Below are 21,102 nucleotides of genomic sequence, written 5' to 3'. Positions count from 1 at the left end.
GGGAGCGAGCGAAGCGAGTGACCTGCGAAGTGCGAAACTGGCTGTGGGGGTAATGAAGGTCACCCGCAGTCGAGGCGGCCTTCGGCGTCGTTCTTTTGCTCGCAGGCGTCGCGATGGGCAGGGTTCGCCAGCGGGCAGTCCATCGCGCCCTGGCAAAACCCACGCTGGTTGGCGACGCTCAGCTTGCGGAAGCACGCGAACAGAGCGTCGTTGGTGCTCAGCCCAGCAGCCGAGATCGCCCCGGCCTGCGCGGCGACGAACGCCTCGCAGCCGCCACCACCTGGATCCTGGTGGGTCGCATGATCGCTGGCGCTCCAGTCGGACACGTCGATGCCCTTGAGACCTTGAATGTCGCCGCCGGTGACGGGCCGCCAGCAACCGTTGGCGCCCAGCGACATGTCGAGGCCGCAGTCCGACTCTTGCAGCTCCACGGTCGCGCAGCACGAAGTCGCGGTGCCACACACCGCGGTGATGTCTGCCTTTTCCCAGGTGGGGTTGCACGGCAACGGACAGCCTTGGCCCGGGCCGACTTCCATGATGCCGGCGGCCGGTGGAACGCTCGAGGTGTCGATGCAAAACCCCGACGTGCCGTTGTTGTTGTTGGCCGACGCGTACAGCGGGATGCCGGGTCCGCCGCCGTAGCTGGGCAGCGCGACAGCGTCGACGTCACTCAGATCGATCGCGGCGGGATCATCGGAGCAGCACACGTAGGTGCCAACGCCGTACTTGGTCGGGCAGTCGCCCGCGCTCGGGTCACAGCGGAACGAACGGATCCCGTAGCTTGGGTCGCACGCGGTAGCGAACACGGCCGCGCTAGCGAACGCGGAGGTGTAGAGGAAGGCGGTCTTCAACCAGCTCGGCACGGGACGAAGATATCAGGAATCCAGCCGACGTGAACCCTTGGCCAACCGCTATCAGCCCACGAAGCTGGCAGCTCAGCCGCAGCCTTGGCGCAGCTCTAGATCGTTGCGCTGCTCACAGGCGTCGCGGTAGTTCGGCTGCGCGAGCGGACAAAACACACCTGGCCCGCCACCAAGGCAGAAACCGCGCCGGTCGGCGACCGTGAGCCGGTGATAGCAAGCGCGCAGCGCGTCGCCCGGATCGATGCCCTGGCCGCTGTACACGGACGAAGGCAGACCCGCGACGAACACCTCGCAGTTGGTGCCGCTGGGATCTTGGTGGGTGGCGTGCTTGCTGCCGCCCCAATTGGTCAGGTTGGTGCTGCTGTTGGTCCCCATGATGTCGGTACCGACGACGGGGCGGTAGCAACCGTTGTCACCCATGTTGGGATCCAGCACGCAGTCTTCAAACTCGATCTCGGTGGTCTGGCAGCAGATCGTGCCCTGACCGCACACGGCGTTGAGATCGTTCGTGCCCCAGCTGGGGTTGCAGGGGATCGGGCAGCCTGCCGCGTTGACGTCGGCGAGCGCGAGCGTTGGGGGCACGCTGCCAACCTGAACGCACATGCCAGACTTGCTCAGCGGGTTGTTGCCGCCCGAGAAGATAGGCGTTCCCGTACCACCCCGACCTTGATACTTCGGCGACACGGTCGCATCGATATCGCCGCCGTTGGCCGATGAGCGCAGGTCCAGCGCCGCTGGATCATCTGAGCAACACTGGTAGACAGCCCCGCTCTCGGTTGGGCAATTCGGCGAGTCCCCACCCGGCGAGCAGCGAAACGCCGTCGGGGGGTAGTTGACGCCGCAAGAGGACGACACGAGGATCGCGACGCCGAAGACCACAGTATGACCGAGCAGTATTTTCAGAAGACGCAAGGCATCCGCCTCCTCAGGCCGCCGAAACGTGGCACGTGGCCCGACGCTTGTAAAGTTCTGTGTTTCCCGGATTTTTGAGCCGTTTTGGTCCGTCTGCGGACCGAGAGCTAAAGTCATGCACGTGCCAGCCCCCCGTCACACGAAGGCCGCCGCGCCACTTGCTCGCCTCGACGCCCCGCGGACCTCGGGTCCCGCTCGCGGTCCGCATCTGCGCCCCAATCTGAACATGCGCTCCGCGCAAGGGCGATCTCATGCGGGCCTCGCCGCGTTCGCGCTCATCGCGGTCTTCCTGGGCGCCTGCTCCAACGACGCCACCCGTGAGACCGCCATCGATCCGGTTCATGGCACCGCGGGCGAGGTCAACAGTCCGGAGTCGAGCGCAGCCAATACCTGGGAGCAAGAGCTCGACGCCGGGCCGCCAACCAAGACCAGCCTGCGCGAGCACGCCGTCGGCAACGCGTTTGTCATCGACCCCGAGCAGCTCGACGAGCCGCGCGCCTTGAAGATCGCCCAGGCCGAGGCCCGCGGCTACACGGTCATCGATCTGGGTGACAGCTGGCGCCCCTACATCTTCTCGCACAAGACCCCCGGCGCCGAAGACTTCAGCGACAACACCTACGCGGCCCGCTACATCGACCTCGCCAACGATCGCAGCGATCACGACGGCGACGCCCTCGACCCGCACGAGCACAACTATCTAGAGCTCTACGGGATCCCGCCCACGTTGTCGGTCGTGCTGCAAGAGTGGCGCGCGCTCCCGCAGATCGAGCAGTGCCTGACCGACGCCGGCTACGACGGCAGCAAATTCGATCCAACCGTCGGGACCATGCCGTACACCAAGAAGGGCGGCGCCAAGCGCCTGCGCGCCTGGAAGGGAGCCAGGAACCGGCTCGAGAAGGGCATGCGCAAGGCCAAGCTCGGCGACGCCGTGGACGCCGGCAACTACGCCGCGGCGGCCGAGGTCGAGGATCTGCAGCGGGCCTACGAAAAATTCCACGCGCTCGACCGCGAGGTCCAGATCATCCGCAACGCGCAGATCCGGTTTCGCTGCGAGGAGCTGTTCAACGAGAAGGAGGGCCAGGGCAAGTTCGAGGCTGGCGTGTTCGACAGCAGCACCACCCACGCCCTCGCCAACTTCGAGAAGAAGCACGACGTGATGGGCTGGGGTCACTTCACGTCCGACAACGTCGCGGTCTTGGCTCTGTCCCCGCGCGACGCTGTCTACGCCCGACTCATCAGGGTGCTGCGCGAGCGGGTCGTGTCCTCGGCCGGCATCGTCGAAGACGGATCCGCGCGAGACTGGAAGCCAGACTTTCGCTACACCGACAAGAGCGGCGCTGAGCACCAGCTGCGTGATCTGGCCACCGAGTTCACGCAAGCGGCGATCGTCGCGCTCGAGCTCGATGATCCCGAGTCCGCGCTCGCCTCGCTCGAGGCCCTAGAGAAGCTCGCAACCGACGACCCCGAGCACCCCGACCAGTTCGGTGAGCTGCTCGTGGCCGTGAAGCTGCCGGCGCTCCCGGCTTACTACTCCGATGACATGGCGTTCTCCACGGTCATCGATCGCGGCGATGTCTGGTACGACTTCCCCTACTCCGAAGACGGCAAGAAGAGCGCGCAGCCGCGCAAGCGTCACCCCAAGCTGACCTTGTATGTCACCTACGAGAACCAGCGCATCCCGCTGGTCCACTGGCGCACGACGATCGGCTCGTGGCGCTCGGAGCTCGTCGACGGCAAGGAGTACTACGCCTACAAGAACTCCGACGTGGGCGATCGGGTGTGGCAGACGATCATGGCCGCGCCGGTGTGGATTCCGCCGGACGGCACGCCAACCAAGTCACTGACCAAGCTCAAGTACGTCAACGGCAAGATGCGACGGGTCGTGAACTACGACGAGACCGGCCCAGGCTACATGTCTGCCTATGGCCTGGTCGCCGGCTACCACGTCAAGCTGCACGAGAAGAACGACGGCACCACTTCGGTGTTCGACAACCAGATCCGCACCCACGGTAGCGTTGACTACATGTCGATCCTGCGCCGCTACTCGCATGGCTGTCATCGGCTCTACAACATGAACGCGGTCCGGATGTTCTCGATGATCCTGCAGCACCGCGCCTACACCCGCGAGGGTCAGACGCAGATCGGCGCCGGCAAGAAGTTCGAGTACAACGGCAACCAGTATCAGATGCGGCTGCCAACCCGCGGGTACAAGTACGAGCTGATCGACCCAATCCCCGTGACCGTCACGGAGGGCCGGATCCGCGGCACCCGCCAGCAGCCCTACAAGGACATGATGCCCAAGCCCGGCGTCGACTACTCCGAGGGCGACGACGAGGATGAACTCACGCCGCTCGAGCCCGACGAGGACAACTGAGCTCCGCGTCGGGGCCGCCGTCGACCAGGTCACCAGGCTTGTGGGGGGGCCACCACCCCCCTATAGTCCCGCACCGTGTCGAGCGAACACCGCAGGTTTCAGCAGGCGTACCAGACCTATCTTCTCCCAGCCCAACGGCGGGAGATCCTTCGGGCGCTCCGCGAGACCCTGGACCCGGAGACGACGCTGGGTGAGGTGGTCGACGCGGCCGAGCTGCTTGGCTGGGGCGAGCCCTTCGCCGACATGAGCCTCGCCGAGCTCGCGGACGCCCTGCTCGATGAGAGTGATCGCCCCAGCGCAGCGCCGGCCCCGAGCCGGCGTCCCGAGGCCGTCGTCGAGGTCGCCCCTGCCGAGGTCGATGATCAAGATGATCAAGATGATCAAGATGATCAAGATGATCAACAAGACGATCAGGACGATCAGGACGATCAGGACGACGCGCCCGAGATCGAGGTGGCGGCACCCAAGATCTCGAAGCGGGTCGCCAAGAAGAAGACCTCCAAGAAGATCCCCAAGAAGGTCTCGAAGAAGGTCTCGAAGAAAGTCTCCAAGAAGGCCGCAAAGAAGGTCGCGCAGGTCCAGACCTCCAAGAAGTCTGCGAAGAAAAAGACCTCCAAGAAGGCCGCAAAGAAGAAGACGACCTCCAAAAAGGCCGCGAAGCAGCAGACGTCGAAGAAGGCCGCGAAGAAGAAGACGACCGCCAAGAAGAAGACGACCTCCAAGAAGGCCGCGAAGAAGAAGACGACCTCCAAGCAGGCCGCAAAGAAGAAGCCGACCGCCAAGAAGGCCGCAAAGAAGAAGACGACCGCCAAGAAGGCCGCGAAGAAGAAGGTCGCAAAGAAGAAGACGAAGAAGGGCGCGAAAAAGAAGTCGCGCCGCTGAGCGCTCGCTGGTTCGCGGCGGATCAGCTCATCGATCTGCTCATGGTGTGGGGTCCCCCGCCTGGCCATGACCGACCGCCGCGAGCAGCTTGCGGGTCAGGCTTGGGACGCCACCGTCTGGCTGCGACGACTCGCCCAACCACATGAAGTTGCGCGCGTCGGCGCGTTGCCGGGTTCGCACGGCCCGACGCGCACGCCCGGACCACGGGAGCAGGTGCCACACGCGATGGGTGAACACGTGCTTGACCGCGGCAGCCGGGCGCGCGTCGAGGGTGATCGCCACGCCAAGTTGCTCGCTCGCCGCGGCCGCGAGCGCGTCGCGCTGGGCGTCGAGATCACCAGGCTCGCCCTGCAGCTGCCGCTCGAACAGGGGCAGACACCACAGCCCCGCGAGGAGCCCTTCGGCGGGTCGCCGCTCGAGTAGCAGCCGCTGACCGTGACCGAGCGCGAGCGCGTGAAAGTGCAGCTCGGGCGACTTCTTCTTGACCCGCACCGCCGGGATCAGCCCTTGGGTACCGCTGGCGTGGGCACGACAGACACGCCGCACCGGACACTCGGAACAGCGCGGGTTCCCGGGTGTGCACACGGTCGCGCCGAGCTCCATCAAGGCCTGCGCGAGCACCCGCGGACGACCGTGCTCGAGCACGCGCTCGACGAAGCGCCAGTGCTGGGCGGCCTTGGCGTCTTGCTCACGGGGCTGCTCGATCTGGGCCAGGCGCGAGTGGACCCGCGCGACGTTGCCGTCGACCAGCGGTGCCCGCTGATCAAAGGCGATCGAAGCGATCGCGCCCGCGGTGTAGGGACCGATCCCCGGGATCGTGCGCAGCTGCTCGGCCGCGCTTGGCAGTGCGCCACCAAGCTCCTCGTGCACGTGCTTGGCCCCGCGATGCAGCAGCCGCGCGCGCCGGTAGTAGCCGAGCCCACTCCACTGTTGGAGCACCGCGTCTTGGTCCGCGCTGGCCAGCGCGTGAACGGTGGGAAACCGGGCGAGGAAGCTGCTCCAGTAGTTCTCGACGGTCTCGACCCGGGTCTGCTGCAGCATGATCTCCGAGACCCAGATCGCGTAGGGGTCGCGGGTGCGGCGCCAAGGCAGGTCTCGCGCGTTGGTTGCGAACCACCGGCTCAGCTCGCGGGCGATCACCTCGACGCTGGCGTCATCGAGTTCCTCGTCGATCGCGGCCACCCGCGAGGGAATGCCGGGCAGCTCGCGGCGCGTCAAGTTGGGGTGCGACCGACAGCTTTTCGGGTTCGGCCTCAACAGGTAGAGTTCGCCGATCCCCGCATCGCTTCGAGCGCTGCTTTGGGCGCCACGTTGGGCCCCACCATTCGACCTCGCATGTTCCGCAAGCGCGACACACATATCCACTTCGTCGGCATCGGCGGCATCGGCATGAGCGGCATCGCCGAGGTCCTCGTCAACCTGGGCTACCGCGTGACAGGGACGGATCTCAGCGACAGCGAGACCACCCGCCGGCTCGTGGGCCTTGGCGCCACCGTGCACCGCGGCCACGACCAAGCCCACCTCGACGACGCCGACGTGGTCGTGATCTCCAGCGCGATCCCGGCGACCAACCCCGAGGTGCTCGCCGCTCACGCGCGCAAGATCCCCGTGATCCCCCGGGCCGAGATGCTTGGCGAGCTGATGCGGCTCAAGCAGGGCCTGCTGGTGGCCGGCTCGCACGGCAAGACAACGACGACCAGCATGGTCGCGGCCGTGCTCCACGAGGCCGGGCTCGATCCCACGGTGGTCATTGGCGGCAAGGTCAACAGCTTCGACTCCAACGCGCGGCTTGGCTACGGCGAGGTGTTCGTCGCAGAGGCAGACGAGAGCGACGGCAGCTTCCTGGTCCTGTCGCCCACCCACGCGATCATCACCAACATCGATCTCGAGCACCTCGATCACTACGGCGATCTGGCCGGCTTGCTCGACGCGTTCGTCGGCTTCGCCAACCGCGTGCCGTTCTATGGCATGGCAACGATCTGCCTGGACGATCCAAACATCCGCTCGATCCGTGCACGGCTGACCAAGCGGACCGTGACCTACGCGATCGATCACGTCGACGCCGACTATCGGGCAGCCGAGATCGTGATGAACAACGGCCGCAGCAGCTTCACCGTGCTCGCCCACGGTGAGGATCGCGGCCGCGTCGAGCTGGCCATGCCGGGTCGCCACAACATCCTCAACGCGCTCGCCACGATCGCCCTGTGTGACGAGCAAGGCGTGTCCATGGCGGTGTGTCGCAAGGCCCTGCGCGAGTTCTCGGGGGTCCAGCGGCGGTTCACGCTGCGCGGCGAGGTTGGCGGCGTGACGGTCGTCGACGACTACGGGCACCACCCCACCGAGCTGCGCGCGACCTTGTCGGCGGCCCGCGATGCGTACCCGGACCGGCGGATCGTCGCGGCGTTTCAGCCCCACCGCTACACCCGCGTGCGCGACCACATCGAAGACTTCGCGGCTTCGCTCGACGACGCGGATCTGATCGTGCTCACCCCGATCTACCCGGCCGGGGAGGCCCCGATCCCCGGCATCGACAGCGAGCGGCTCGCCGCGTTGGTACAGGCCCGCAAGCCCGAGCGCCCGGTGCTGTTGGTCGGCGCAGATCTAGATCCGGTGGCGGCAACGACGGCGCTGCTGCGTGCCCACGCGCGGCCCGGGGATCTGACCCTCACGCTTGGCGCGGGCAGCATCACCAAGGTCAGCCACGCGCTCGTGGATGCCCTCTCGCGCCCCCCTGAGCCAACGGAGCGCTGAGCCGTGCGCGCATCTTTGGGCCAAGCCGTGCTGGCGGGACTGGTGGAGGGACTCGGTGCGCTGTCCGTCGCCGAGTCCCCAGAGTCGGTCCGCGCGCTGGACTTGCTGGAGATGGATCCGGCGTTGCTCGAGCTGCGCCTCGATGAGCCCATGGCCCGGCACACGACCCTGCGCCTGGGCGGCCCGGCCGACGTGTGGGCGCGCCCGGCCAACATCCCGACCCTCGCCGCGCTCTTGGCCCGCTGCGAGGCCAGCAAGACGCCGGTCCACTTCGTCGGCAGCGGCACCAACCTGCTGGTCCGCGACGGCGGCCTGCGGGGGGTGGTGATCAACTTGGGCCGGATCAACGAGGTGTCTCGGCCCGATCCCGAAGGCCAGCCAACCCGCGTGCACGTCGAGGCCGGCGCGTCGACGGGCCGCCTGTTGTCCAAAGCCACGGCGTGGGAGCTTGGCGGCGTGGAGTTTCTAGGTGGCGTGCCAGGCAGCGTCGGCGGCGGGCTGATCATGAACGCCGGCACCTACCTGGGCGAGTTCACCAACGTCGTCACCAAGGTCCGCAGCTTGGATCTGAGCGGGCGCGAGCGCCTGCGTGATCACGCCGCGTGTGGGTTTCGCTACCGCGACTCGGATCTGCCCAAGCACGAGATCGTCGTGTGGGCCGAGCTCGAGCTGCGACCGCGCCCGCGCGCCGAGATCGACGCCGAGGTCGCCGCGCTGCGCAAGCGCCGGGACGAGCGCGAGCCCAAGAAGGTGCCGAACAACGGCAGCACCTTCAAGAACCCAACGGGCGACCACGCGGGCCGGCTGATCGAGGCCGCCGGGCTCAAGGGCACGCGGCGCGGGGGGGCGATCGTCTCGCCCAAGCACGCGAACTGGTTGGTGGTCGATCGCTCGATCGACCCCGCGTGCACGGCCGCCGACATGCTCGAGCTGATCGAGTTCGTCCGCGCCGAGGTCGAGCGGGTCCACGGCGTGCGGCTCGAGACCGAGGTCAAGGTCATCGGCGAGCCTGGCTGAGTCGCTCTGCTATCGTCCGGTGGCGGGAACGTGCCCGCGCCATGACTGTCGGGGACGGGCGATGGGAACCACCAGCGACGACGAGCATGCACCCGAGCCCCTCGAGCTGGGCCGCGCCCCCGTCGACCGCTTGTTGTTTGGCTGCGTGCTCGCGGCATCTGCTGCGTACATTGGGTTCCTGATCGTCATGCAGTTTGCCCCGCGCGACGCCGAGCGCAGCGACAAGCAGGGCTACCTCGGCGTCGTCAGCGGCGAGTCCCAGCCAAGCGGGGGCGCGGGGGAACAGGATCCGGCGGCTGGCGTCGCCGAACGTGGTGGCCGCGGCTCGGCGTACTACGCTGGCGGTGGCCAGACACCGCGACCGGTCACGATCTCGGAGACCGAGACCAAGCGCAGGGCATCCGCCACGGACCCAACCAAGCAAGACCGACCGACGAGGATCCCCGCCGCGCACGTGCAAGCCAGCGCGTCGTCGCAGCTTGGCCAAGTCACCGGCGGCTTGGCCAAGCTTGGCCTGAGCGAGCTGGTCGCCGCCCGGGTCGAGCAGCTGGTCGCCGCCCCTGCCCCCGCCCTGCCCCCGGCCTCACCCCTGGGGCCCGCAGGCGGCGCTCTGAATGCCCCACCCGGTCATGTCCGAGTAGGTGTAGGGCCCAACTAGCTGACTATAGGTGTCGATCTGCAGCGTGTCGGGGTTGAAGCGGAACGCAGTATTGCTCGCCATCGAGGTCGACCAGATCATGCCATTGAGATCCACGCTCATCCCGCGGCACGTGCTGGATTGGCAGCCAAGGTCGAAGGGCTCGCTGACCTGCATCGTCTCCATGTCGATGTACACCAGCCCGCCCGTGCCCATGTTCTGGCCGTCGTAGGTCCAGTAGTTCATCCACATCCGGCCGTTCGCGTCTTCTTGGATGCCCGACAAGCTGTGCGCGACATGGTTGTTCGCGTACGACCAAGTCTCTGTCTGCACGTCGAACTTGGCCGCGCTCGCTTGTTGGCTGCTCGACCACGAGGCGATCCACGGGTTGCCGTCGTGGTCGACGGTCATGCCGTAGGGGGTGATCGGCATGTTCCACACCTGCGTCTCTTGGGTCAGGCGATTGACGAAGCCAAGCCGATCGCTGCCCGGGACCAAGTTCGTGAACCAAAAGTTGCCCTCGGCGTTGACGGCCCCGCCGTAGGGCGAGAGCGAGGAGCACTCGAAGCCGGGCACGCTGACGGTGAACTCGATGTTGCCGGTGTCGCCGTCGATCAGGCTGACCTTGACCACCGCGTCTTGACCGGGCTTGCAGCCCGCCGTCCACAGCTGCTCGTTGGAGTAGGTGCAGGTGCTCATGTCCAAGATGCCCGGCGCCCACGCGACCGGGCGCTGGGTCGTGTAGTCGAAGGGCACGAACCAATCGACGCAGTCGTCCTCGCCCCAGGGCAGGTAGTTGAGATCCGTCGAGGTCTGCAGGCCCGGCATCCCGTTCTTGTTGGGGTCGCAGTCCTCGTGCTGCGAGAACACCTTGACCACGCCGCCGTTGCGGTTGGCGACCGCGACCGCCCGGCCCGAGAGCGAGACCGAGGTCCGCGAGGGGCTGCCGTTGCCGTCGGCGCGCGTCAAGAACCGGCCCTCCTCCTCCATGGTCTCGGTGTTGAGCTTGGTGACCGTGCTCTGGGTGCTGTTGGCGATCCAGATGTAGGAGAAGTCGAGGCTGGTGCCGCACTGGCAGTCGAGCTCGCCGTCGGGGATCCCCGCGATGTCGAACTTGGGGCCGCCGCTGGTGTCGCCGTCTCCGTCGCCGGGGTCGCCGTCGCCGTCTCCGGTGTTGGTCGTGTTGGTCGTGTTGGTGTCCGCGTCGCCGTCACCGGTGTCGCCGTCGCCGTCGCCCATGCTGCTCTGGCTGGTGATGCCGTCGCCGGTACCGTCCGCGCTGGCGGTGAAGCCCGTCGCGTTGGTGCTCGTGCCGTCACCCCGGCCGTCACCGCAGCCGCTCGCGGCCAAGACGCCCACGGTGAAGCACGCACTCAGACCCGATACAACGCGACGACTCGACATTCGCCGAGGGTATCAGAAGCGGGCGGCGACGGGCATGGCCGCGCAACCGCCGAAACAGCCACCCTGCGGGGGGGGAGGAGGCGGCCCTACTCCCGGGAACTGCCAAGGGTGTCGAGGATCGACACCGCGATCGCGTTGCGCCGCTCGATGTTGCCGACCATCTCGTCGACCTGCTCGGCGAGCCCGGCCACCAAGCGCGCGAGGTGATCGACGGCCGCGTGCCGGATCGCCCGCGGTGCCTCGAGCAGGGTGACGACGCGGCCGGGCTGCTCCCCGGAGGAGCTGCGACCCTCGAGGATCTTCAAGGTCTTGACCCCCAGGTGAAATTTGGCGACCCCGCTCGAGATCGACTCGCCAGGGTCGCCCCCCGCGTCCATGCGCAGATAGCCCAGGTAGCTGACCTCGATCACGCGCTTGCCCGCGTTGTCATGATGCACGTGCTCCGCGATTGGTCGCGGCAGCTGATACTCGAACCCGAGCATCAAGCGTGCGAGCGCGCCGTCGATCTCGGACAGCGTGCGATCGAGCTGATCCGAGCCGTCGTTGAGCCGGCGCGCGGCCTGACCGAGTCGATACAGCTCTTCGGTGACGCCCATCTCGGCATGATACCGCCCCGGCGACCGCGCGATCGCCCCGTTTCGCGACTGTGCACATCCGTTGATCCCCAACCCGGCCCTGCGTACGCTCCGCCGCTTCACTGGGAGTCCGAGTCCGTGCAAGAATTTTTCAAGAAGATCGCCAACGCAGCCTGGTTTCAAAATTCGATCACAGCGGTGATCGTGCTTGCCGGTGTGCTGGTGGGGCTCGAGACCTACCCGGGCCTCGTCGAGCGCTATCACAACGCGCTGCACATTGGCGACCAGCTGATCTTGTGGATCTTCGTGGCCGAGATCGTGGTCAAGATGGCCGCCGAGGGCAAGCGCCCGTGGCGGTACTTCCTGGACCCGTGGAACGTCTTCGACTTCGTCATCGTCGCCGCGTGCTTCCTCCCCTTCGAGGGCAACGCTGTCACGGTCCTGCGGCTGCTGCGACTGCTGCGGGTGCTGAAGCTGGTCAAGGCCCTGCCCAAGCTGCAGATCCTCGTTGGCGCGCTGCTCAAGAGCATCCCTTCGATGCTCTACGTCAGCGTGCTGCTGTTCATGCTGTTCTACGTGTACGCGGTGGCCGCGGTGTTCTTGTTTGGTGAGAACGACCCGCTGCACTTCCAGTCCCTGGAGATGGCGATGCTCTCGCTGTTCCGCGTGGTCACGCTCGAGGACTGGACCGACGTCATGTACATCAACATGTACGGCTGCGATCGCTACGGCTACGACGCGGACTCGGTCGTGCTGTGCAGCTCACCGGTCGCCCAGCCCCTCGTTGGCGCGCTGTTCTTCGTGTCGTTCGTCCTGATCGGCACGATGATCATCTTGAACCTGTTCATTGGCGTGATCATGAGCGGCATGGACGAGGCCCAGTCCGAGGCCGTGGAGCTCGCGCGGGCCGCCCACGAGGGCGCGCCCTCACTCGAGCTCGAGCTCGATCTGCTGCAACAACAGGTCGCCGAGATCCAAGCGCGGATCGGTTCGCTGGCGAGGCTGGCCAAGCACAAGGAGTGAGCCTGGGTACGGCTCCCGCGATCGAGCCGAAAAAATCCGTACCGCCCCGTCCCCCATCGCGTAGGATTCACTAGATGCGGGGTTGGGTGGCCGTGTGTGCGTGTGTGGGGCTCAGCGCCTGTCGTGCGGCCGGCAACGACCCCAGCGGCACAACCAACTCTGGGACCGACACCGAATCGAGCAGCGAGTCTGGTGAGCCCGCCGCGTTCGCGCTTGCCGAGCCCACGATCATCCACCACCCAGGCCAGCCCATGATCATCGACGTGGTCTGCGAGCTCACCGCGCCGGGCACTGGCGAGCTCACCCACCTCACCGATGACGACGTGCGGGTGTTCCTGCTCGGTCCTGGCGAGGGCGAGCCGGCGACCAGCTTGCACTTTCGCGTGCGTGGCCTGCGACCGGGCACCGTCCACGGCTTGGCATTGACCGTCAGCGAGGCCAACGGCGATCGCACGGCGCAGTGGCAGGGCGAGGTCACCACCGATCCCGCGCTGCCCGGCTACGTCGCCAAGTTCGAGATCGACTCGCTCGGCGCGGCCGCGGTCGACCCGAGCTGGCGGCTGTTCGACATGACGCAGCTGTTCACCGCGTCCCCAAGCGGCGTGTTCTTGGTCGACGACGAGGGCACGACGCGCTGGTACCTTGGCGACGCCGACGACTACACCGACATCGCGGACATCTTCACCGGCGTGAAGCTGCGACCCGACGGGACCGTGTCGTACCTCCGCCGCAATTCCGCGTATGTCGTCGATGAGTTCGGCGGCGTGGTGATGCAGGTCGAGGCCGCGTCGATCGGCGCGCCCGCGGGTCTCCACCACGATCTCATCGAGCTCCCAAGCGGCAACTTCATGGCGCTCGGCTACTCGTTTCAGGACGTGGACTACCAGGGCGAGGGCACGCTCCACGTCGCGGGCGACACGATCTTGGAGTTCACCCCCGCGGGCGAGCTGGTCTGGAGCTGGGACACCTTCGATCACCTGGATCCGCAACGGCGGCGCGACGGGTTCTTCATCCCCATGATGATCCCCGACCCCAACAGCCCCGAAGACGGCCACGACTGGACCCACGCCAACGGCCTGGTCTACACCGCCAACGACGACACGATCCTGCTGTCGATGCGGCACCAAGACTGGATCATCGCAATCGACCATGGGACCGGTGAGGTCCTGTGGCGGCTCGGTGACGAGGGCGACTTCTCGCTCGATGGTGATCGCTGGTTCTTTCACCAGCACTCACCGCAGTGGCAAGCCGACGGCAGCCTGATGCTCTACGACAACGCCGTTGGCAACCCCGCGCAGCCCGACGACGACGCCCACTCCCGCGCGGTCCGATTCGCCCTGAACTTCAACAGCATGACCGCGAAGCAGGTCTGGACCGACGACGACTCGCTGTTCAGCTCGCCGATCGCCGGCGACGCGGACGTGACCCCAAGCGGGCATGTGCTGCGGCTCGACTCGACCTGGACCTCCGCCGAGCACCCCGACACGGCGTCGCGGCTGCGCGAGCTCGACCCGGCAGCGTCGCCCCAGGCCGTGTGGACCTTGTTCATGCCGCCGGGGCAGTTCAGCTACCGCGCGGTCCCGGTCTCGCGCTTCGTGGGCGTGGCCGAGTAGGCGCGGGGCCAATGTGTCCGCGCCCTCGTGTATGTTCGGTCCATGCATCGCCAAGCTCGTCTACTTGGGTTGAGTCTGACCGCCGCGCTCGCGTGCGCCGACGACGGAGCCTCGTCGAGCGCGAGCCAGACCACGACGAGCGACAACGGTGACTCGCTCAGCACCGAGAGCGGCGAGAGCGTCGGGGAAGAGACCCCCGGCGACGGCGACGGTGACTCGGGCGACGGCGACGGTGACGGTGAGCCGGGCGACGGCGACGGTGAGCCAGGCGACGGCGACGGCGGCACCAAGTTCGACCTCGCGCTGCCAGACTCCGAAGACGGCCGGCCCATCGACATCTGCAAGGTCAACGAGGTCGGCGACGGCACGACCCCCTGCGAGATGCAGTCGCCACCCGACGCGTTCGTGCCTCAATCGGAATGGTCGTGGTCCGGCGACGCTGGCTACGTGCACTCGATCGTCACCCCGCTCGTCGCCAACCTGACCGACGACAACGACGACGGCGAGATCGATCTGTGCGACACCCCCGACATCGTCGTGGTCGTCAACACGGGCAGCTGCGCGTCGGCCCGCATCTACGTGCTCGACGGCGCCAGCGGGGCGGTCCACTACATGCTCCCCGGCCCGTTCGCGCGCGCGAGCACCCCGGCGATCGGCGACATCGACGACGACGGCCTGCCCGAGATCATCGTCCAGAGCGGCGCCGGTTCATGCGCAGGCGACAGCCTGTCCGCGTTCGAGCACGACGGCACCCCGAAGTGGCAGAACAACCAGCTGGGCCTTGGTGGCGAGCACGCGATCGCGCTCGCCGACCTCGACAACGACGGCGACGTCGAGATCATGATCAACCACATGGTGGTCGATCACTTGGGCCAGCTGGTGTTCGCCGCGGCCGACACCGCGGGCGTGCAATTTCGCTGGACGACCACGACCGCGGCCGACCTCGACGGCGACAACGACCTCGAGGTCATCCTGGGCCGCAGCGCCTGGCACGACGACGGCAGCGAGTACTACTTCGACAACGCGCTCGGGGCCGGGCAGCCCGCGGTTGGCGACATCGACGACGACGGCCTGCCCGAGATCATCGTGGTCCACAGCGGCGGGTTCTCGATCCTCGAGCACGACGGCAGCCAGAAGATCATCAACCAGAACCCGACCGGTGACTCGGACTACCGCCGGCCGGCAACCATTCATGACCTCGACGGCGACGACCTGTCCGAGTTCGCGCTGAGCTCGAGCAACCACTACACCGCGTTCGAGGGCGACCTGACCCAGCTGTGGAGCAACAACGTCGCGGATCTCAGCGGCCTCGCTTCGGGGACGGCCTTCGACTTCTTGGGTGACAGCGTGGCCGAGGCGATCTACGGCGACGAGTCCAAGCTGTGGGTATTTGACGGTCAGACTGGCGCGCAGCTGCTCCAGGCCCCGCGCGGGAGCATCACGATCGTCGAGTACCCGGTCGTCTCGGACGTCGACAATGACGGCTCAGCGGAGATCATCGTGGTCAGCAACCACGCCAACAACCAGCCCACGGTGCAGGTGTTTGGCGAGGCCGAGAACCGCTGGATCCAAGCCCGGCGGATCTGGAATCAGCACACCTATCACGTCACCAACGTGCGCGAAGACGGGACCATCCCGCAGGTCGAGGGCCATCACTGGGAGCTGCTCAACACCTTCCGCACCAACGCCCAGATCGAGGGCGGCGCGGTCTGTGATCCGGTAGGCTGAGGGCTTTTTATGACCCCCACAGCCGCCTTCGCACTTCGGGTCACTCGCTTCGCTCGCTCCCAAGGGGTCGTTTGTTCGCAGGGGTATGATTGGCCCCCTAGAAGGGGGTTCTCGTCTGACCACCTGCAGTCAATGGGTACCTCTCCAACTACGTGTCCGCCTATGACCTCTGCGTGGACATCGCCTCGGGGAGCGGGTGCGGGGTTCGATGTGCTGATCGGGCAGCGCGCACGACCCGTGAGGGTCCCTCCGGGCACGGAGGGCTCAAGACGCTAATTTGCGTTGTCATGGATCGCTGTCGGCGAGGTCGGGCTGTGGCTTCGGTGATGCACTCGCAACGCCCTCTTATTGTGCCCGGAGCGACCCTCACGGGTCTTCTGTGCGCTTTTCGTCGTTCGAGACGGCGGCTACGCGCTCGGGATCGGGCAGTTCTTGGTCAACCACTGCTCCACTCGAGCGGGCGACCTTCCACGCCTGCTGGCATCCACTGGTTTCGCGGGCATACCTCGGGCATCGCCTGCGCACGCCCGGCTCCGGTTGCGAGCGAGTTGTCATCGGTGGCTTCTTGGGCGACCGCCACGCCGGGCCGCTGCACGCCGCTCGGATGCTCGGATGCTCGGATGCTCGGATGCTCGGATGCTCGGATGCTCGGATGCTCGCGTGCGACAGCGCCCGGGTCGACGTCGTTCTCGGAGAGCACGGGCCGCAGCACGGGCCGCAGCACTCGGAAATCCCATCGGCGCTCGGACGCGCGCTGTCGCTGCACCTGCTCGACCACTCGAAAGCGTTCGATCGACCACTCGCAAGCATCGAGTGCAACCACCGCAACCCGCATTGTGTTGGACCCCAAGACGCCCCCTCGATCCCGAGCGCGTAGCCGCCGTCTCGAACGACGAGAAGCGCACAGAAGACCCGTGAGGGTCCCTCCGGGCACAATAAGAGGGCGTTGCGAGTGCGTCACCGAAGCCACAGCCCAACCTCGCCGACAGCGATCCATGACAACGCAAATTAGCGTCTTGAGCCCTCCGTGCCCGGAGGGACCCTCACGGGTCGTGCGCGCTGCCCCATCAGCACATCGACCCCCGCAGACCCCAAAAGCACGACTCGGCTCCCAACTCGCGCGAGACCACGGCTCCTCCACGCCACTAGTCATCGGCGGACTGACGTTCACGGCCTCTGTCGCTCACCCAAAGCGACCTCGATTGCGGGGAGATCCATGTTTGTTCGGGTGTGCGGCACTAGGTAGCCTCGCGATCGGCGGCGGTCCAGGGCATCGAGTCCTGCTCGCCTGCGTCGATCATCTCGGTGGGCACCGTCAGCTCGCCGACCAACGATTGTTGCATCAGCCGCTTGACCCGGGTGGGTGAGAAGCCCTTCTCGAACAAGTAAAACAGCTTGGCCAGCGCCGCCTCGGTGGTCATGTCGAACCCGCTGACCACTCCGACCTCGAGCAGCATCCGGCCCGTCCGGTAGATCGAGAGGTTCGCCGACCCCCGGGTTGGCTGCGTCACGGCGACAACGACCACGCCGCGCGCGGTCGCGGCCTCGAGCACCCTCATGAACGCGGCGTCCGAGGTCGGCGCGTTGCCGGCCCCAAAGCACTCGATCACCACCCCCTGAACGGGCGGCGCGAGCACGGCCTCGAGCATGGACGGCTTGAGGCCCGGGAACAGCCGGAACGCGCCGACCGTGGCGCTGCCGAGCTCGACGATCTCGAGCATGTCGAGCGCCGGTGTGCGGGCCCGCGCAGGCAAGATCAAGTCCCAGTTGATCTTGATGTCGATGCCGACCCGCCCGAGCGGCGGGTAGTTTGGCGAGGCGAACGCGTCAAACGAATCAACCGAGACTTTGCTAGTTCGGTTGCCGCGAAACAGCTGGTTGGCGAAGAACACCATGACCTCGGACAGCCGCGCGTGGTGCCGGCCCAGGATCAGCAGCGAGGTCAGCAGGTTGTGCTGGGCGTCGTTGCGAAGCTCCTCGAGCGGGACCTGCGAGCCGGTCAACAACACCGGCTTGGCGAGGTCCTCGAGCATGAAGCTCAGGGCCGCAGCGGTGAACGACATGGTGTCGGTCCCGTGAATGACCAAGAAGCCGTCGTAGGCGGCGTAGTTGCGCCGGATCATGTCCGCGATCCGCAGCCAGTGGCTGGGGTTCATGTCCGAGCTGTCGAGCAGCGGATCAAACTCTTCGATGTCGAACAGCGGCAGCTCGGCATCGGAAAAGTGCGGGATCCGATCCAGCAGATCTTGCAGGTAGCCGGGCTCGGGCCGGTAGCCAGTCGGGGTCTTGCGCATCCCGATCGTTCCGCCGGTATAGACGATGAAGATCTTCGCGCGGGCCGACATTCGCTCCGACCTTATCCGAGCGTCCAAGCCGCAACCAGCTGCGCGATCCGATCGACCCGAGTATGCTCGCGCCGTGGCCAGTTCGCCTGATGACTCAGCTCCGCCCGCGTCCAGGCGGCATTCCGGAACTGGTTCACTGTTGGCAGCGGACGCAGTCGACGAGACCTTGGCGTCGCTCGGCGCGGGCGCGGCGGGCTATCCGAATGACAGCGACCTCGCGCCGGATCGCGGGGACCTGATCGGCCGCTACGTGGTCCTAGAGGAGATCGGACGCGGCGCCGTGGGCCAGGTCGTCGCGGCCTACGACCCCGAGCTCGATCGCAAGGTCGCGCTCAAGCTCATGCAGGTGCGGGGCACGCAGCAGGTCAGCAGCGTTCGGCTGCTGCGCGAAGCCCAAGCCATGGCTCGGCTCTCGCATCCAAGCGTGATCACCGTGCACGACGTTGGCACCGTCGACGACGACGTGTTCATCGCGATGGAGTTCGTAGAGGGCGGCTCGCTGCGCGAGTGGCTGCGGGCCCAGCCCCGCAGCTGGCAAGAGATCGTCCGCATGTTCATCTCGGCCGGCGAGGGCCTCGACGCCGCGCACCGCCAGGGCATCGTTCACCGCGACTTCAAGCCCGACAACGTGTTGGTCCGCGACGATCGGCGCGCGTGCGTGGGGGACTTCGGGCTCGCGCGGTGTGACGAGGGTGCGCCGACCACCGTCGAGATCGAGGATCTCCGATCGACGCTCGATACCCTGTCAGTCAGCTCGGCCAGCGCGCGCTCTAGGCTGGGCATGCCTGGCATGACCCGAACCGGGGCGACCATGGGCACGCCGGCCTACATGGCGCCCGAGCAGCATCTGCGTGTCACCGTCGATCACCGCAGCGATCAGTTCGCGTTTTGCGTGGCGCTGTGGGAGGCGCTCGTCGGCGCGCGGCCCTTCGCTGGGACCACGCTGGGGACCATCGCGCTCAGCGTCACGAGTGGCCAGCGCGAGCCGTTTCCGCGCGACTCGAAGGTCTCGGCAAGGGTCCGCGCGGCGCTCGAGCGGGGGCTCTCGATCGACCCCGCGCAACGGTTCCCAAGCATGGCGAAGCTGCTCGAGGAGCTGCGGGCCTCGCTGCGAAGGTCGGGCCGCTGGTCTCGCGGCTCCCTGATCATGCTGGGCATGCTGGCCCTGTTGACCGTGGCGACGCTTGGCGGGGCCGCAATGATCGCGGCCGGCGTGATCTCCCTCAGCGACAGCAACGCGCCTGCGTCCGCGAGCGGTCCTGCGCTGTGTTCCCGCGCCGACCTGCAGATGCGCGGGGTCTGGGACGACGAGCTTCGGGGTCAGGCCGAGCAAGCGTTCGCCCGCGCCGAACAGCCCTACGTGCGAGACAGCTTCGCCCGGATCGCGGCGTCGCTCGACGCAACCCGTGACGCGTGGGTCAACGCCCACACCCGCGCGTGCGAGGCCACGCGCGTGTACGGCGAGCAGTCCGAGGAGCTGCTCGATCGTCGCATGATCTGCCTGGCCCAACGTCGCAACGAGATCGAAGCCGTCGGCGCGGCGCTGGTGTCGGGCGATCCAGAAGCGAGCGAGGGCGCGGACAAGCTGCTCGCAACCATCGCGCCGATCAGCGACTGCGACGACTCGACGCTGCTCGAGGCCGGGCTCGCGGCGCCGCCCAAGCAGGCGCGCGAGCAGGTCGAGCGGTTGCGGGCGAGCTTGGCCGAGCTCACGGTCATGCGCCGCACCGGCGACCCAGCCGAGGCCAAGCGGCTCGCCGCCGCGCTGGTCACCCAGGCCGAGGACGCCGGCTACGACCCGGTCCTGGCCGAAGCGCTGTATGCCCAAGCTTCGCTGCTCGAGGCCATCGTTGGCCCGAGCGAAGCGCTCGAGGTCGCCCGCCGCGCTGCCGTCACGGCCACCCGCTCGGGCCACCGCTTCGAGCTGGTCCGGGCGCTGACCTTGATCGCGTGGGTCGAAGGCACGGGCCGGGCCAATTTCGAGGTTGGCCTGTGGCTGCTCGACCAAGCCCAGGCCGAGCTCGCCGCCCTCGGCGATCCGGTCATCCTCGTGCTCCAGGTCAAGTCCGATCGCGCTGCGATCCTGACCATGCAGGGCGAGTATGAAGCTGGCCTGCGCGCGTTCGAGCAGGCGCTGGAGTTCGCAGAGGCCAAGCTTGGACCCGAGCACGTGCGCGCCGCGGATCTGCGCTTCAACATCGCCGCGAGCATGCACTACCTCGGTCACTATGAGCAGGCCGAGCAGGCGTTTCGCGCCTCGATCAACGTCTACACCGCCCTCGTTGGGGCCGCCCACCCCGAGGTCGCGCAGTGCCACAATAACCTGGCAGCGACCCTGCTCGCCCGTGGTCAGGCCGACGAGGCCGAGCGACACGTCGACCGAGCAATCGAGATCTGGGAGACCAACGGCGTCAACTCTCAGCTCGGCGGCGCCTACGGCAACCTCGCCGAGGTCTCGCGGGTGCGTGGAGATCATGCGGAGGCGCTCGTCATGTTCGAGCGGGCGTACGCGATCAAGCTCGAGGTGTTCGGGCCGGATCACCCCATCACGATCAGCGCGGGCGGGGCGGTCGCCAACGCCCAGCTACAGCTTGGCCGCTACGACGAGGCCGAGTCTCGCTTCGTCGATGGCATCGCGCGACTCAGCGAGATCGCGGGCCCCGAGCATCCGCAGGTGCTCGAGCTGCGGCTGGGCTTGGCCGAGCTCGCGCACCTGCGTGGCCATGAAGCCAACGCGCTCGCGCAGCTCGACACCCTGCAGCAATTCGCCGCGACGACCGGCGCTGATGGCCGCCATTACCTGCTCGCGGCAACGATCATGCAAGCAGAGATCGAGCGCGAGCGCGGCCGCACCCAGCAGGCACTCGCCGCGCTCGCGCGGGCAGAGGAATTGTTCGAAGCCGGCGCCGACGAGCAGCTGCGAACCGCCGCGACGAACCTGCGGGCTCAGCTCGAGGCCGCGCAGCCGCGCCGGTGAT

At 67.1% G+C, this 21,102-nt stretch carries 16 protein-coding genes; 9 read left to right on the top strand and 7 right to left on the bottom strand.

The features are described from left to right. Positions 1-59: 59 nt before the first annotated feature. Positions 60-863, bottom strand: a complete 804-nt coding sequence (locus tag DB30_RS19160; RefSeq protein WP_052551026.1) for a hypothetical protein — start codon at positions 861-863, stop codon at positions 60-62. Between the two features lie 72 nt (positions 864-935). Further along, positions 936-1,547, bottom strand: coding sequence for a hypothetical protein (locus DB30_RS19155; RefSeq protein ID WP_240480273.1), 612 nt, complete (start codon positions 1,545-1,547; stop codon positions 936-938). Positions 1,548-2,001: 454 nt separating this feature from the next. On the opposite strand from DB30_RS19155, the gene DB30_RS19150 reads away from it, so the two are divergent. Further along, on the top strand, positions 2,002-4,149 hold the full coding sequence (locus DB30_RS19150; protein ID WP_052551022.1) for a P-loop NTPase family protein: 2,148 nt from the start codon (positions 2,002-2,004) through the stop codon (positions 4,147-4,149). 75 nt (positions 4,150-4,224) lie between these two features. Beyond that, positions 4,225-5,031, top strand: a complete 807-nt coding sequence (locus tag DB30_RS43115) for a hypothetical protein (protein ID WP_205633024.1) — start codon at positions 4,225-4,227, stop codon at positions 5,029-5,031. Positions 5,032-5,070: 39 nt separating this feature from the next. Here the strand turns inward: DB30_RS43115 and mutY are convergent, their stop codons facing one another. Continuing rightward, on the bottom strand, positions 5,071-6,249 hold the full coding sequence (gene mutY / locus DB30_RS19140; RefSeq protein WP_052551014.1) for an A/G-specific adenine glycosylase: 1,179 nt from the start codon (positions 6,247-6,249) through the stop codon (positions 5,071-5,073). 117 nt (positions 6,250-6,366) lie between these two features. On the opposite strand from mutY, the gene murC reads away from it, so the two are divergent. From murC to DB30_RS19125, 3 genes are all read left to right on the top strand, one after another. Then, positions 6,367-7,782 carry a UDP-N-acetylmuramate--L-alanine ligase gene (gene murC, locus DB30_RS19135; RefSeq protein WP_052551012.1) on the top strand — a complete coding sequence of 472 codons (1,416 nt, stop codon included), beginning with the start codon at positions 6,367-6,369 and terminating at the stop codon, positions 7,780-7,782. A gap of 3 nt (positions 7,783-7,785) precedes the next feature. Then, complete coding sequence (gene murB, locus DB30_RS19130; RefSeq protein ID WP_240480272.1) at positions 7,786-8,799, top strand: UDP-N-acetylmuramate dehydrogenase; 1,014 nt, start codon at positions 7,786-7,788, stop codon at positions 8,797-8,799. Between the two features lie 61 nt (positions 8,800-8,860). Beyond that, positions 8,861-9,457 carry a hypothetical protein gene (locus DB30_RS19125; RefSeq protein ID WP_052551010.1) on the top strand — a complete coding sequence of 199 codons (597 nt, stop codon included), beginning with the start codon at positions 8,861-8,863 and terminating at the stop codon, positions 9,455-9,457. Here DB30_RS19125 and DB30_RS19120 read toward each other — a convergent pair. Then, entirely contained in the window at positions 9,383-10,840 is a 1,458-nt protein-coding gene (locus DB30_RS19120) for an NHL repeat-containing protein (RefSeq protein WP_146659618.1), read from the bottom strand. The two genes, DB30_RS19125 and DB30_RS19120, sit on opposite strands and share 75 nt — an antisense overlap. An 86-nt stretch (positions 10,841-10,926) precedes the next feature. Then, positions 10,927-11,436 carry a hypothetical protein gene (locus DB30_RS19115; protein ID WP_052551006.1) on the bottom strand — a complete coding sequence of 170 codons (510 nt, stop codon included), beginning with the start codon at positions 11,434-11,436 and terminating at the stop codon, positions 10,927-10,929. Positions 11,437-11,553: 117 nt separating this feature from the next. Between DB30_RS19115 and DB30_RS19110 the strand changes: the two genes are divergently transcribed. The 3 genes from DB30_RS19110 (at position 11,554) to DB30_RS19100 (ending at position 15,779) form a co-directional block, all read left to right on the top strand. Then, positions 11,554-12,438 (top strand): ion transporter, encoded by an 885-nt coding sequence (locus DB30_RS19110; protein WP_052551004.1) that lies wholly within the window; start codon positions 11,554-11,556, stop codon positions 12,436-12,438. A gap of 74 nt (positions 12,439-12,512) precedes the next feature. Next, positions 12,513-14,051, top strand: a complete 1,539-nt coding sequence (locus DB30_RS19105; protein ID WP_052551002.1) for an aryl-sulfate sulfotransferase — start codon at positions 12,513-12,515, stop codon at positions 14,049-14,051. A 42-nt stretch (positions 14,052-14,093) separates the two neighbouring features. Continuing rightward, positions 14,094-15,779, top strand: coding sequence for an FG-GAP repeat domain-containing protein (locus tag DB30_RS19100; protein ID WP_165703843.1), 1,686 nt, complete (start codon positions 14,094-14,096; stop codon positions 15,777-15,779). Positions 15,780-16,215: 436 nt separating this feature from the next. Here the strand turns inward: DB30_RS19100 and DB30_RS19095 are convergent, their stop codons facing one another. Both DB30_RS19095 and ansA read right to left on the bottom strand, forming a co-directional pair. Beyond that, positions 16,216-16,503: a hypothetical protein gene (locus DB30_RS19095; protein WP_146659610.1), complete on the bottom strand. Its 288-nt coding sequence runs from the start codon at positions 16,501-16,503 to the stop codon at positions 16,216-16,218. Between the two features lie 514 nt (positions 16,504-17,017). After that, positions 17,018-18,124: an asparaginase gene (ansA, locus tag DB30_RS19090; protein WP_052550995.1), complete on the bottom strand. Its 1,107-nt coding sequence runs from the start codon at positions 18,122-18,124 to the stop codon at positions 17,018-17,020. A gap of 139 nt (positions 18,125-18,263) precedes the next feature. Here ansA and DB30_RS19085 point away from each other — a divergent pair, with 139 nt between their 5' ends. Beyond that, positions 18,264-21,101, top strand: a complete 2,838-nt coding sequence (locus DB30_RS19085; protein ID WP_165703845.1) for a serine/threonine-protein kinase — start codon at positions 18,264-18,266, stop codon at positions 21,099-21,101. The last annotated feature ends 1 nt before the right edge of the window (position 21,102 follow it).

The sequence above is a fragment of the Enhygromyxa salina genome (genome assembly GCF_000737335.2).
GTDB lineage: Bacteria > Myxococcota_A > Polyangia > Nannocystales > Nannocystaceae > Plesiocystis > Plesiocystis salina_C.
Note: the sequence above shows the minus strand (reverse complement) of the source record. Positions and strands in the feature narration are given on the sequence as shown.

What these genes read in the sequence shown, in the direction of transcription:
- DB30_RS19105 (WP_052551002.1), top strand. Translation starts at nt 12,513, where the DNA reads ATGCGGGGTTGGGTGGCCGTGTGTGCGTGTGTGGGGCTCAGCGCCTGT.
- murC (WP_052551012.1), top strand. Translation starts at nt 6,367, where the DNA reads ATGTTCCGCAAGCGCGACACACATATCCACTTCGTCGGCATCGGCGGC.
- DB30_RS19100 (WP_165703843.1), top strand. Translation starts at nt 14,094, where the DNA reads ATGCATCGCCAAGCTCGTCTACTTGGGTTGAGTCTGACCGCCGCGCTC.
- DB30_RS19120 (WP_146659618.1), bottom strand. Translation starts at nt 10,840, where the DNA reads ATGTCGAGTCGTCGCGTTGTATCGGGTCTGAGTGCGTGCTTCACCGTG.
- DB30_RS19115 (WP_052551006.1), bottom strand. Translation starts at nt 11,436, where the DNA reads ATGGGCGTCACCGAAGAGCTGTATCGACTCGGTCAGGCCGCGCGCCGG.
- DB30_RS19125 (WP_052551010.1), top strand. Translation starts at nt 8,861, where the DNA reads ATGGGAACCACCAGCGACGACGAGCATGCACCCGAGCCCCTCGAGCTG.
- ansA (WP_052550995.1), bottom strand. Translation starts at nt 18,124, where the DNA reads ATGTCGGCCCGCGCGAAGATCTTCATCGTCTATACCGGCGGAACGATC.
- DB30_RS19150 (WP_052551022.1), top strand. Translation starts at nt 2,002, where the DNA reads ATGCGCTCCGCGCAAGGGCGATCTCATGCGGGCCTCGCCGCGTTCGCG.